Consider the following 15,030-nt stretch of genomic DNA (forward strand, 5'->3'; position numbering starts at 1 on the left):
AGTAGTCTTTCTGCACAGGCATTTTCAAGAATCCCGGATCACTAAAACTAGATGGCAGTCTAGAACCTGCTTGCATTTTTTCAGTCATAACAAACCGACGTGTAATAACGCATTTGGTTGCCTGGCGACGGCTTTGAGAAGGACACGTCTCAAAACATAAACAACTTGTAGTCCGAAGTATTCGCCTATGGACAACCACGAACGACAAACTAGCTTTGAGCAAATCCAAACCATTTGTCGGGATTTCCGGCGAAAGCTCAAAAGCGGTCTGCCCAAGCGGATCGAGGATTATCTGGATCGAGTTTACGAACCATCACGTGAGATGCTGTTTCAAAATCTGTTGCACGTCGAAATTGAGTTTCGGCGACGACAGGGCGAGCAGCCGGAGTCTAACGAGTACGCAGCTAGGTTTCCTGATCTCACGCGACTGGTTCGTCAGGCCTTTTTTGAATCGACAATGATGTCGATGAGTCCAGAGGTGGAAACCCCCGCGGACGAAGCGACTATTCTTTACGGGATGCCCGCCGCACGGAAATTGGGTGACTATGAGTTGCTACGGGAACTGGGTCGCGGCGGTTTTGGTGTTGTGTACGAAGCCCGGCATTTGCAACGTGGCGAAATCGTTGCGATCAAGACATTGCCCATCCAATCCGACGGTCAAACACAATCGCTCGACGATGCCGAACGTCTGCATCGTTTTCGGCGAGAGTTTCGATCGCTCTCGGAGATCAACCACCCGAACTTAGTCGGTATGCAGTCGCTGGAGGTTGACGGACGGCAGTGGTTCTTCACGATGGACCTCGTCGACGGTGTCGATTTTCTGGAATACGTGCGGCCGCATGGTGCGCTCAACGAAACGCGGCTGCGGGAATCGCTGGGCCAACTTGTTGCCGGTATCCTCGCGTTACATCACCTAGAAATCGTGCATCGCGATCTCAAACCTAGTAACGTGTTCGTCTCTGCCGACGGTCTAGTGACGATCATGGACTTCGGACTTGTCGCGGAACTGCAGGTACGAACCGACCAGACGATTTCCATGTACTCGAAGCAGTTTGCCGGCACGCCACGCTACGCGGCGCCTGAACAAACTCTGGGGGTGCGTTCGACCGCGTCCGACTGGTACGCGATGGGCGTCATGCTTTACGAAGCTCTGACGGGCGAAGTTCCGTTTACTGGGTCGCACGTTGACGTGATTGTGCAGAAAAGGACCGAGGACGCTCCCAAACTCCGCGAACGCGACGACATCCCGGTGGACTTGGCGGAATTGGTCGATCACTTGTTGCAACGCGAGCCGGAGGACCGTCCTCACGACGACACCCTTGCCGACCAACTGGGCATCGTGCCGGAAGCTCAGTCACTGGACTCGATCGACAGTCATCTATCAAGTCTCTCCGGACACTCCGAAAGTCTCCTCGTCGGCCGAGAGTCTCAACTGCTGGAATTGGAACAAACGCGACAAGAACTTCTTCAAACGCGTCAATCACTTGTCGTCTTCATCAGTGGTCGCAGTGGCGAAGGCAAAACGTCGCTTGCGGAGAAGTTTCTTCAAAGTCCCCGGCTCGGCAACGAACTGCTTGTGCTTTCCGGGCGTTGCTACGATCGTGAGTCCGTTCCGTTCAAAGTGATTGACTGCCTCATTGATGCGTTGGTGGCCTATCTCCGAGTACAGCCGACGGACGAAGTGCATGCGTTGCTACCTGACGACGTTGCGATGTTGGCACAGTTGTTTCCTGTGTTGCGACGAGTCGAGGCGATTGCCACGCAATCCCCGTTCAATCTGACGGGGATCGATAGCCGACAGATTCGATTCCGTGCGTTCGCTGCACTCCGTGAGTTGTTGATCTCGATTGGCACGTCAACACCCCTGATTTTGTTCGTTGACGATCTGCAATGGGGTGATGCGGACAGTGCGTCGGCGATGGCGGAATTGCTTAAGCCACCTGGTGCTCCTGCTGTGATGCTACTAGGCACCTACCGCAGTGACGAAGCCGAATCGAGTCCGTTCATCATGGCATGGCGGGAGAACCGCCCGGAAGTGCGGGAGTTGACTATCGAAGTGGCACCGTTGTCGCAAGACGAATGCGCGGCACTGTTCGCTGCTCGCTTGGGAGTCACGGACGAATCACTGTGTCATGATGCGGCGAAACTGTACGAAGCGGCGCAAGGGAACCCTTACTTTCTGGAGCAACTTCTCGAAGGCTACGACCATGAAACAGGGCGTTTCCAGCCGATCCCTTTGCAGGACGTCATCACGCGTCGGCTCGAACGACTTCCCGATGACGCATTGCCGCTGCTGGAATCGATTGCCATTGCAGGACAAGCCGTGCGGCTGGACGAAGTCGCTCACGTCGCTGGTGACCTCGGTTCGGCTTTCGCAACGATCACGCATATGCGGAGCGAACGCTTGGTACGGTTGATCGGCTCCGAGAACCAGCAACTGGTCGACACATATCACGACAAGATCCGCGAAACGGTGTTGGCGGAGATGGATCCGCAGCGGCATCGTCGACTGCACTGGAAGTTTGGGGAATACTTAGAACAATCCGAAAACCTGACGGCAGCACAAGTCCTTGACTGCTTGAATGTCGATCCCGTCGATGACGAGACCGCCGAAGCCATCGCATCGGATCGCATTGTCGATCTTGCCTACCACTTCTACGCAGCCGGAGATTCACGAGCCTTTGCCTATCAATTCATGGCGGGGGAGTTGGCCTACCGTGCCTATTCGACGGAAGAAGCATTGACGTTTCTCAGAAGCGCGGAAACATTGCTGCCGAAGGATGCAACCGATGCACTGCGGTACCGCCTCCTCAACCGATTAGGCAATACTCTAATCCGACTGAAGTCCTTCACGGATGGGTTAGACCTATTGCATCAGACGATTGCACTAGCGCCTTCAAGCCTTTCGCGGACACACACGTTTTTCCAAATGGGTGTGGCTACGGCAACAATCGCCAGATATGACACGTCCCTTGAGTATTTCGACATGGCCCTTGCGGAGATCGGTTCCCGAAGGCGGCAGGCACTGGGGGCGTTGTTCACCATACCTTTCATGGCGGCTCGGGTGTTTCTGCTTCCACATCGTCGCTGGTCGGACTCACAACCGGACCTGCCGCAGAAACAAAGGGCATTGGAGCAACGGATTCACTATCAACTCGTCACTCTTCTGTTCGAAAAGTCGCCGATGGGGCAATACTACTCCATGTTTCGACTAGCACAGTTAGCCGCTGACTCAAGAAATCGAGATCTTTATGTCGAGGGCACGATCGAGCTTGCTGGGTTTCTCATACTTGCTGGACTTCCGAGACTTGGGAGGTGGCAAACCCAGAGAGTGGCGGACATTTCGTCTCCGGCTCAGAACTCTCCGGAAATTCGTGGAGAACTCGTCAAATTACGAGGCCTCTATTACAACGCGACTGGAGAATTGCAGCAGGCACGCCGCGACTGTGAAGAGTCGTTTGCGATTCTTTCGAAAGCCGGAGCTCACTGGCAAGCCTCGTTCGCGATCCACCTGGCTCGTCACGTGCTCCAAGTTGTCGGCAACTCGATGGAGGAAGCGGATGCCGCTCGCAAGGTCATCATCCTTGGCAAAACGACTGGCGACTTTCGCGCACAGTGTTGGGGTCAATACGATCTCGCCGGCGGCTTAGCCCGAGCTGGACAAATCGAAGCTGCGAAACAGCGGATTGAAAAGGCCCGAGTCCTCCTCGGCAAATGCGAGGCATCGGCGAGTACCGAGACGATTTTTCTGGCGACCGAGGCCTACGTCTTGCTGCAAGCTTCGGAATATGGGCTGGCCCGTGCGACTGCGGAGAGATCGTGGCGACTGACCAAGCGTTTGTTGCTCTTCATGGAATACAACTTGTTGAGCCTGCCAGTTTTGATCGCATGCATCACGGGGCCGAAATGGGTCTGGACGCCCGCCGCTGAAAAACGGATTCTAAAGCGACTCTTGCGGTCATCATGGATGGCGATGGGCATGCATCCCAATTTGAAGCCGCACGTCTATCGTGTCCATGGACGAGCATTTTGGACGCTCGGCAAACATCGCAAAGCCATTCGCAGTTTTCAAAAGGCGATCGAATGCGCTGAAAACATTGGTGCCGACTACGACCGTGCCCGCAGTTTGCTCGATCTCGCGGCCGTCCAGGTAGACGGGCGGGACGAAAGACGCCAAGCCGCGATTGAACTACTCAAGAAACAAGAGTCTGTTCTCCCCTGGGCCGAGCGTTGGCTGCTGGGAGATCAGTTTGACGAAAAGTGCGTCGCTCCACCATCGTGAATTCCACCGCTCCGGGTCCGTTTCATGTCCACAACTCTCGACGGGCATAATCCGATGCCGTTTCGATTCTGCACGCGAATGAAGAACAACGGTTTTGCACTTCCATCAAGACCTGGACGCTTGACTCGCATAGAAAACACCGGCTACGCTGGACCGTGTTGCGGAAGGAAGGGTTCCATCACCATCCGTAGCACAGGACGCCGAGATCGGTGGCAATCGGACATTCTCAAGACGCCTGGCCGAATGAATCATCGACATGCAACACGCCAATGTGGCAGAACTGATCGACCGTGTGCGGAGGGGCGACGAAGATGCACGGGAGCAATTGTTTGGGCTGTGTCGAATTCAGCTCAAGCAGTGGGCGACGACGGTCTTCGCCGGACAGTTGGGGCCGGTCTGGGACTTGTCCGACGCCGTTCAGGAATCGCTCGCCGAAGCCAACCGCGATTTTGCAGCGTATCGCGGTCGCAACGCAGACGAACTGTTTGCTTGGCTCAGACAAATTCTGAGTCACACAATCTTGGATCGACAGCGTCATCAAAGTCGCCAAAAACGCCACGGCGGTTCGCTCCAGTCACTCGATTTCAGCCATGCTTTCGGCACACCTCTCAAGGACTTGGTTCCCGATGCAGGCTCGTCCATTAGTCATCGCATGATTCGTGCCGAGCAAACCGAGACGCTCAGCCACATGATCGATCATCTCCCCGAGGATCAAGCCACGGTTGTCCGACTCCGACATTTGCAGGGGCTGTCCGTTGACGAGATTTCTCAGCAAATGAATCGTTCAGCCCCGTCGGTTGCCGGATTGTTGATTCGAGCGATGCGGCGATTGCGGGAATTGATGGCCCACAAGGACACTTAACCGATGTGCGATTCTGTTGCCCCCGACGACCGCTCGCAACGGCTGGAACAAGCGGTTCTCGAATGGTTGCAAGCCGAGGATCGCGGCGAACCGCTGGAACCGGCACAATTCCTCTCGACATATTCCGACATCGCTGACGAATTACGGGATTACTTAGCAACGCAGGAAGCCATCAGCAGTCCATATAACCGCTCGGCCCGAATTCCAACTTGCAACGTCGATGACATCACCGTTGACGACTCCCAGTGGCGAACGCAGGCGAACCGACCTGTTCCCCCTGCCGCGGAACTCTGGCTCTCACCGAATGAATTGGCTCCGACATTCGAATTGCTGGATGTGATCGCCTGCGGTGGAATGGGAGCGGTTTACAAGGCACGGCAGGTTTCGCTCGACCGCATCGTCGCATTGAAGGTCGTGTTGTTGGGAGACTGGGCCTCGGAAGAACACCGCAATCGATTTCAAATCGAGGCGCGAGCGCTGGCCAAGTTACGACATCCAGCAATCGTTACGGTCTACGGAGCAGGGCAGTTGAATGGGCGGCCTTATCTCGAAATGGAGTTTATTGAAGGTCGCACATTGCAAGAAGTCATTGACGACGGTCCGCTGGAGGCCCAACAAGCGGCGGACATCTTGGCCAAAGTCGCGGCGGGAATTCAAGCCGCTCACAACAATGATGTCCTGCATCGTGACCTGAAGCCGTCGAATGTTCTCCTGGACGAACGAGATCAGCCGCACGTTGCCGACTTTGGGCTGGCGAAAATCCTCGGCGGTCGCGATGATCTGACTCTCACTGGCCAAGTCATCGGCACGCCCAGCTATCTGTCGCCGGAACAAGCGAGCGGTGAACGTGAGGTGGGATCAGCGACCGACATCTACGGTTTAGGAGCGATTCTCTACGCCGTACTGACCGGTCGGCCGCCGTTTCGAACCGCAAGCACCGCCCAGACATTGCGGCTTGTCCACGAAACGGAACCACCGGATCCGCGATTGCTCAATCCGGCGGTGCCACGCGATCTGACCACCATCTGCCTGAAATGTCTTCGCAAGGAACCACGTGCTCGTTACGCATCAGCTGCTGATGTCGCCGAGGATTTGCGTCGGTTCCTCAACGGCAAACCGATCAAAGCCCGACCCGCCGGTCGACTCGAACGCATCGTGCGATGGGCGCACCGGAATCAATTGCTGGCCATGATTCTGGCTTTGCTAAGTCTTTGCGTGGTTGTCGGTGTCGCCGGACTTCTCATCCATGTGAACGCCATTGACGATCTCAATTCGCGATTGTCGAATCGTAATCTGGAACTTGAATCGGCACTTGCGACGGCTGAATCGTTGCGACAACGGGAGCAATCGACGGCCGATCGCATGCGACAATTAAGTTACGCGGCCGACATGCGGCTCGCGGTCGAAGCGCGGCAGCGAAACGATGTGCGGCAGGTCGCCGATCTACTTAAAAACCACATTCCGCAAAACGGAAGCCGTGACGTCCGGTGTTTCTTGTGGCGGTACCTTAGCCGCGTCACACCGCAGCCGTTACAAACCTTCGACCGATTGGATCGGCCTAACTATTTCGTCCAATGGTCGCCCGACGGCCGATGGTGTGCAGTCTGCGGGGCAGACGGTTTCGTGCGTTTTTATGACCCAGAAACGGGGAAGATCGTTAGCGAAACAGACAGTCGGCAGAAAGAAGTGAACTCCATCGCCTTCCACCCAAAGTTACCGATTTTGGCCACAGCCGGTGACGATGGAACAGTGCGGCTGTGGACACTGCCGGACTTCAACCTCGCCGGTTCGGATACGAAGTTAACCGAGGACGCCACGCTGAACGTGTTCGACGCGCGTCCCGTGTACGGCGTAGCGTTCACGCCGGATGGAAAATCGCTGGCGGCGTGCGGCGACGCCCCAGATGTTCAGATTTGGGATCCCCACACGCGGACAAGACGCAGCGTGCTTAGCGGACACCACAATCGACGGGTGGAAGCATTAGCGATTTCCCCCGACGGTCGCTGGCTCGTGACGGTCAGCCGGGACAATACCTTTGCCATATGGAACTTAGAAACGCACACAGTACAACTGACACGGGATTGCGGCCTCCTTCCTCTGACTTGCGTTGCGTTTCTAAGCGATGGCGAGCATTTTCTCATCGGTTCGATCGACGGAGTTGTTCGTCTATGTGACGTAACTTATGCTCGCAAACGGGCCCAATTTGACCGACCGGACGGAATCCAGCAGGTCGCCATGGTTGACCAAGATCACATGCTCATCAGTGACCGTGGCGGAACCGTTAGCCTGTTGAAATGCTCGACTGGGAACGAAGGGTACGGAATCGAAGTCGTCACCGCCTGGCAGGCGGACGGCGACCGCATCTACGGGCTAGCGGCAGAACCTAGCGGCAAAACGTTCGTCACGGCGTCTAGGTCCGGTCGCGTGGATCAATGGAACACTCATCATGTCGAACCGGATGTCATCCGTTTCGGTGGTCTGCCGAAAAAATACATAATCAGAATGTTTCCCAGCGTCTGCCTAGACAACGGAGAGATTCTGATCTGCTCATCGAACGAACTCGTTCGCCGAAATCTCACAACGCGGGTTTCCGAAAATGTCATCACGACGGATGGCGGTGTACCCGTCTCCTGCGATGCCCGGCCCGACGAAAGTTTGATCGTCGTCGTTGAAGATCCAAACCTGGTCCATGTGCTCGCACGGGGGCAAAAAGTCCGCACGATCGTAGCGGGTGACGCCAAGGACTATATTCGAGCGGTACGACTGATGCCGAATTCGGATACGGCTCTCATTCTTCGCCGACACGGTAAATTACAGACACTGGATTTGAACACCGGTGATTTGCAGGATCGCTTCTCACCTTGCGATGCTATTTCGTCCATGTCACGTGGCGATCGTTTGTGGCTTGCCGAAAAACAGACGAATTCGCTCGTTGCCGTCGATTGTCAAAATTGGAAGCCGATTCATCGCATCCGCGCTCACCGAGACACGATCCGCGCTGTTGCCGAATCCCCAGACGGAAGCCAAGTCGCTGTCACGGGAGCCGATCGCAGCCTCTCACTCTGGGACACCACAACTGGCGCGTTGGTCCACCGCTTTGAATCATTGCCGACAACGGCCACGGCATTGGCCTGGTCGCCGGATGGCTTGACGATCGCCACCTCCACTGAAGAAGGTGAGGTTTACTTGTTCCAGGCGGCAACGCTACGAGTCATGGGTCAGGTGTATCAAACAGACAGTCTTCCCGCGCAAGTGATATTCTCACCAGACAACCACTGGATGTCGATCATCGACGATCGACTGCAAATCCACATGTTGGAAGGGCAGCGTAACGAAAAAGCATCCGCACTCCCTCGATAAACATGACCGCACCGTCGGAACTGCTCAGACCAATGCCCGTAAAATGCACTTCGGATAATGGGCAATAGTTCGACAATCCGTTATGGAAAACCGAAGTTGGCTCACGAAACGCCGAGGGTTCATCGAAGAACTCGGGGCGTTGGAAACGTATTCACCCCCCAATTGATCGAGTCTCGACTTTAACTCGTAGATTCCAACTGGAATGCGTAGTGAGCCAAGAGATTCCTATCTTACTCAGTTTTCGACATCCGTCGTGACGGGACGACCGTCTGACTCGATAACCTCGCGTGGCAACAGCAAGGTTTCGACGCTTGTTGCCAAGTAGGGCGGAACGGTCATCAACATTCGACTGCCCCGCGAATCGTTGAACTTCCACAGTTTTCCGCTCTGCCCCTTAGGGACTGCGACTCGAAAGTATCCGGCTGCCTCCATCGAAGCAAAATCAAACACAACGTTTTGATCTCCATCGAGAAGAGTTCCCCTCGTTGAATCCGTATAACCGCCAACGACTTTCGTGCCATGCGGCACATAGAAATAAAGATCCCAACGTCCGCCGAGTCGCATGGGGTCTTCCAAGGTTGAGCGAATAGTGCGTGGCATCTCCTTCGCGAAGGTCACCTGGGTTTTGTCGCTTCCATCGGTCCATTCCAACCAATGAAGTCCGTCATAGGGGCTCTTCAATACGATGCGACGCTGCTGCCCATCTGGTGGCACACTGTCATCCTGGTCGACCGGATCGAGCGTGGCTTCCTTTTGCGAATAGAGCCAAAATTTCACGTGGCCCCGATCCCGATAGTGCTTGATCAAACCACCCGTCACATTGAGTTCTATCTGGCGATGGTCGTCGTCAAACCAGGTATAGAGTTGCTGTCGACCTCGACTTCGCTCGTCGAGTCGACCAGGCGTGACTGGCGGTAAATTCAGGCGTGAAGCCGGGACAAGATCCTGACTAAACTCCTTGGCTTCAAAATCGAGAACCGTCGGCTCGTTCGCTTCGATTCCTTTGGTGAGAATGACTGCGATCTCGTCACTTTCGAACGATTGATCATCTTTCCATGAACTCGGATCTAGGGGGACTTTGACGGTGCGATCACGAAAACGATCCCGATTACAAAGGGCCACCGTTGAAAGCATCATTCGATCCCGCATCCGCCAGGCGTGTCGCCAGACCTGCTCAAATCCCTGTTGTCTCTGCTGGCCTTCCGCATTGCGGTATTGGCCGTAAAGTTCCAGATATCGTGTATAGAGAATCAGATCATCCAGACGAGCGTGAACCCGCGAGTCATCCGTCAATTCGTACGCTTGTTCCAGGTGGCGATACATCCGCGCGACGACATCCTCATGCGACCGAATCGCCTTTTGATCTTGATTGACCAGCTCGTAAAACTTCCGCATGGGTTCTTTCGCTTTGCCAAATGCGTTGTCGAGGAAGTCCTCAATCAAAACATCCACTCGCTTCGCATTGTCGACATCCCAAAGGAGTTGCGGTGTGAGCCAGTAACCTAAACCGTTTGCCCCCCAGCTATCCATGTTTTCCGAATTCATAAAACGCGCACCGTGTTCATAGAACCACGGAATCGTGCGGGTCAGATATTCAAGATTGCCACCACGGGCTTTCCGTGGTCGATCGTGGCTCCAGGCGAAGACATCGTGATAATCTCGGATGCCGAGAATTGCATCCCGAGCTTGCCAACCCGATACAAGTTCCTCGACCGAATAGCCACCACGAATGAACGCCGTGGCGACACTGATGATGACATGCGGATCAGCCGAGATATTTGGTGGCGGACTATGATCATTATAGGCATACATGCCGACGTACTTTTCCCCCAGATCAAGCTTGTTGATCGCCACGGCGACATCATTGGCTAGCGTCAGTGCCCGATCGCTCACACTTCCCATCGCACGACATTGGTCACATTCACACCAGCCACCGCCGTCGGAGGGGTCCATCGAAAGACTGTCTTGATCGGGGCGGGTCTTCATTTCTCGGATGGCGTCATCAACGACAAGCTGTCGGAGTTCGGCGTTGCTAATACAGAATTTGGCGTTCGCTCCGGTGCGTCGCTCACCATCCACCAACGCGAAATACTCCGGATGTTCGGCGAACGTCTTTTTGTTCCGTCGAACGATCCCCCCGTAAGCGTGGCCGGTGTTGAGCGTGAATGACGAATTCATTCGGTTGCGAATGTGCCAACGTTTCCACAATTCCCGATCCGACCACGGAGCACCTCGCGGGGCTTGCCGAGTCACATAGTCCGGCTGCTCGACAACATTGAGGGCCACAGTTATTTCCGATCGATGTGGCACGACTTCCCAGGTGTCAGTCAGAAAGAACAGCCGATAGCCTTGACGATGCAAAAAGTCCCAGACGGCACACTGCACGGCCGCCGGTGTCGTGCCCAGTAAATAGAGACCGTTCGGCGTCGTTCGCATGAGATATTGATCGCGAGTAACTCCGTCCGTCTTCCATTTCACCGAGAACGGAAGGTCGGAAAAATGTGTGCTCAGACCGACATAAATTCCTTTGCGTTTTCGAGGAGGTTCCTCCGCAGCGTCGCGGTCCTCCATTCGAAATTTTGCGTCACCGATGCGGCTGAGATAGTCTGTTAACTCCTCCGCTGCTAGACGAACGTCTGATTGGGCATCGGGACTTACAACCACCGGCATCCGGGCTTGCCCGTTGGCCACCAATGAGATTCTCGGCGGGGACTCGGCCGATATCGCGTTTCCTGATAGCAGCAGGATCATGACCAAACTCAAGAACTTCCAAGCTCGACCAACTCGATGCATTAATTTTCTAACAGTCATGCGATTGGCTTTCGGTACGATTTCCTCGAGTGCTTTGCGATGCTCTTGGCCGAAACACCGTCACTGGATCTCGTCTCTCAGTTGGGATGGCCAACGGTATGAACGCGGAGAAACGGAATCGAAACGTGGCTTTCCATGCTACCTCGGAAACAACTCGATGTAACGTGAGCACGCGACTTTTCCTCAACCCAACCAAGCCCTCCTGATGCATCTGCGTCGATCCATCGCCGCACGTTGGGCTTCTTGGATTTCTCGCGACTTCCGTATCCCAGGAACGGGCGGCTGTCGTCGAGTTCTCGGCACACGTGTTTCGCATCTTGGGAATTCGGCAGTCGTGAAGAGTCCTCTCTTGATCAATGGATCAACGAATATTAATGTGAGAAATGCGTTTCAAGAAGTTCCGTGAAGGGCTCGCTATGAATTGCTGCGTTCGATTCACGTTGGTGGTCATTTTCCTTCAACTGGGCAATCCGCTCTTCGCCGAGGCGAAGGTTGATTACCTGCAGGAGATCAAACCGCTTTTCAAAGAGCACTGCTTCTCCTGCCATGGCGTCCTCAAGCAGAGCGGGGAACTTCGTTTAGATACCGCTGCGGCGATGGTTCGTGGCGGCGCGAGTGGCTCAGCCATTGTCCCCGGCAAAGCTGACGAGAGTTTCCTCGTGGATGTTTTGACCGGCGACGCCGGTTTTCAGATGCCTCCCGAGGGAGATGGTCACCCCCTGTCTGCGGAGGAACGGGACCTGATCATTCGCTGGATCAATGAGGGTGCAATCGCTCCTGAGAACGAACAGCCACAAGCGGACCCGGCGACGTATTGGTCGTATCAACCATTGAAGAAAGTGGCGATCCCGAAAGAGTCTCGCGGTGAGGGGTCGCATAATCCGATTGACGTCTTCGTCGATGCGAAACGCAAAGAACAAGGACTCACTCCTCAATCGCTGGCTCCGCCCGAGGTACTGCTCCGCCGAGTTTATTTGGATCTCGTGGGGTATCCGCCAACGCGAGAACAACTCGCTCGCTTCACTGCTGACCCTAGCGACAAGGCTTATGAAGCGGTTGTGGATGAGCTATTGGCTAGTCCTCAATATGGCGAACGCTGGGGACGCCATTGGATGGATGTCTGGCGATACAGCGATTGGTATGGGCGACGCCCCAGCAATGAGATCCGCTACGGTCAACGGCACATCTGGCGATGGCGGGATTGGATCATCAATTCCCTGAATGCCGACAAGGGTTACGACCAAATGCTGGTCGAAATGCTGGCCGGTGACGAAATCGCTCCGACGGATGTCGATGTGTTGGCTGCCACCGGGTTTTTGGGACGCAACTGGTACAAGTTCGACAAGAACGCTTGGCTGTTCGAAACGGTTGAGCAGACCGGGCGTGGATTTCTAGCCGCGACTCTACAGTGTTGCCGTTGCCACGATCACAAATATGACCCCTTCACCCAGAAAGAGTACTACGAGTATCGTGCGTTTTTCGAACCTCATGGGTTCCGCACCGATCCGATCGGGACCAATCGCAAGACCGAAATCGACGATGGAAAAGACGAGGTGCTCGCAGACGGTCTTTCACGGGCGTTCGACGAATCACCCGACAAACCCACTTATCTGTTCTTGCGAGGAGACGACCGAAACCCTGATAAGTCACAACCGCTCGTCCCGCAGGTGCCGATGTCTTTGGGCAGAGAAGGGCTTCTCATTCAGCCGATCAAGTTGCCCGCGGAAAGCTATCTCCCGCAGTTAAGCCAACAGGCACAGGAATTAGCGTACGAAGACGGTTCGAAAGCCATCGATCAGGCTCAGAAGAAACGCGACGAAACCGGCAAAGAACTCAATAGCCTCAACAACCAGCTGGCTCAGCTGGAAAAGAGCGATGTCGAATCCCAAATGACGCCCTTTCTTCAGGAAGATTTCTCAACACTTGATCTCAACAGATGGAAGGTCGTCAGTGGGCAATGGGCTGTACGTGATGGGAAACTCTTGCAATCTCAGGTGACCAGTTTTGCCACGCTCGTTTCCGCTCAGGATCATCCCCGCAATTTCGTCGCCAAAGTTCGTTATCGAAAATTGAAACCTGGAACCTACCGGTCCGTGGGTTGGAGTTTTGACTATCAGAATTCCGGCCGCGATTCGCAGGATGTTTACACGGCTCGTTCCGACAGCCAACCCGCCGGTAGTGTGCAGGCTTTTCATCGTCAGAACGGAAAACAAATTTATCCGCCCGAGGCCATCAAACCCGCTGAGATCCAAGTGAATGACTGGATCGACCTGGAATTTGAAGTTCGTGAGACGCAACTCACGATCAAGCTGAACGGCGAACTCAAACTGGAATATCGCCTGCCGTTGGAACGCAACCCTGGAAAGTTTGCGATCTGGGTTCACCAGGGTTCTGTGGAAATTGACAGCTTGGAGGTTTCGCCGGTCATTCCCTCGGCCGACGATTTGAAGTCAGCCATCGCGGCGGCAGAGCACCAATTGCGAATCGCAGACTTGTCGATTGATCTCGCCGAGGCCAAAGCCACTTTCCAGCAAAGTCAGATCGTTGCTGAACGGTTCCGACTCGGAGTCGACCAGGGGGATGCGTCCGCAGCGGCTCGGAAAGCTCATCGCGAGGAATTGCAGATATTGCTCATCGCTGCCCAGATCGAAGCCGCGAACGCACAACGTCAACAGTCGCTGGCCGGCACTGAAGCGAATCAACAGAAAACCCAAAATGCGAACACGAAACTCGAACAAGCCCAAACGAATTTTGAAAACGCCGATGGGGCTTACACTCAATTCCAGCCGAAATTTCCGCAAGAAAGTACGGGACGCCGGTTAGCTTTGGCTCGATGGTTAACCCGTCCCGATCATCCGCGGACGGCTCGCGTGGCGGTCAATCACATTTGGCTGCGGCATTTCGGCGAAGCCTTGGTTCCGAGCGTGGACAATTTCGGACTCTCGGGGAAAACGCCGTCTCATCCTCTCCTGCTGGACTGGTTGGCTAACCAACTCGTCGAGGGCGGCTGGAAAATGAAACCGCTGCACAAGTTGATTGTGCTGTCGCAGACTTATCGGCTTTCATCAGCCAAAGGCCGGAATAGCCTGAACCACGAGCGTGATCCCCAAAACAAATTTCTCTGGCGAGCGAATGCTCGTCGCATGGAAGCCGAAGTCGTTCGTGACAGTCTACTCGCGATCTCGGGCGAACTTGACGTCACGATGGGTGGCCCAGACATCGACGAAAACCAGGGACAGACGATGAAAAGGCGGAGCCTCTACTTCCGCACGACGCCCGACAACCAAATGCAAATGCTCTCACTATTCGATCAAGCCAATCCGGATGAATGTTACCGCCGACGAGAGAGCGTGATTCCCCAACAAGCCCTCGCGTTGATGAACGGGCCGCTTGCGATTGATCTCTCGCGAATTCTGGCGGGCAAAATTCGGGATGCTATCAACGAAGAGGAAAACCCACAGTTCGAGAGTCGATTCATCGAGTTGGCGTTCGAGACAATTCTTTCCAGAGCCCCCAAGCCAGAGGAAGTCACTGTCTGTTTGGCGTTTCTTGATGAGTCCTCGACACTGTTGCGAGATCGGAAAAAATTGACCGCGTTTCCAAAGGCAGCCGTCCAGGTAACTATCCCCGCGTCAAGCGATCCGAAGCAACGGGCCCGGGAAAGCCTCATTCATACGCTGTTCAATCACAACGAGTTTCTCACGATTCGTTAAAG

General features: G+C 54.9%; 5 protein-coding genes. 4 read left to right on the plus strand and 1 reads right to left on the minus strand.

What is annotated here, in order from left to right:
- Positions 1-187: 187 nt before the first annotated feature.
- The 3 genes from G6R38_RS23155 (at position 188) to G6R38_RS23165 (ending at position 8,504) form a co-directional block, all read left to right on the plus strand.
- The gene (locus G6R38_RS23155) at positions 188-4,282 is read left to right on the plus strand and encodes a serine/threonine-protein kinase (protein WP_166831168.1); all 4,095 of its coding nucleotides are present in this window, start codon (positions 188-190) and stop codon (positions 4,280-4,282) included.
- 256 nt (positions 4,283-4,538) lie between these two features.
- Positions 4,539-5,144, plus strand: coding sequence for a sigma-70 family RNA polymerase sigma factor (locus G6R38_RS23160; RefSeq protein WP_166831169.1), 606 nt, complete (start codon positions 4,539-4,541; stop codon positions 5,142-5,144).
- 3 nt (positions 5,145-5,147) lie between these two features.
- Positions 5,148-8,504: a WD40 repeat domain-containing serine/threonine-protein kinase gene (locus G6R38_RS23165; RefSeq protein ID WP_166831170.1), complete on the plus strand. Its 3,357-nt coding sequence runs from the start codon at positions 5,148-5,150 to the stop codon at positions 8,502-8,504.
- A 234-nt stretch (positions 8,505-8,738) separates the two neighbouring features.
- On the opposite strand, the gene G6R38_RS23170 is transcribed toward G6R38_RS23165, so the two are convergent.
- Positions 8,739-11,315, minus strand: coding sequence for a DUF4838 domain-containing protein (locus tag G6R38_RS23170; RefSeq protein ID WP_166831171.1), 2,577 nt, complete (start codon positions 11,313-11,315; stop codon positions 8,739-8,741).
- Positions 11,316-11,731: 416 nt separating this feature from the next.
- Here G6R38_RS23170 and G6R38_RS23175 point away from each other — a divergent pair, with 416 nt between their 5' ends.
- Entirely contained in the window at positions 11,732-15,028 is a 3,297-nt protein-coding gene (locus G6R38_RS23175) for a DUF1553 domain-containing protein (RefSeq protein WP_166831172.1), read from the plus strand.
- Positions 15,029-15,030: the final 2 nt, after the last annotated feature.

It is taken from the genome of Thalassoroseus pseudoceratinae (assembly GCF_011634775.1).
Taxonomy (GTDB): Bacteria; Planctomycetota; Planctomycetia; order Planctomycetales; family Planctomycetaceae; genus Thalassoroseus; species Thalassoroseus pseudoceratinae.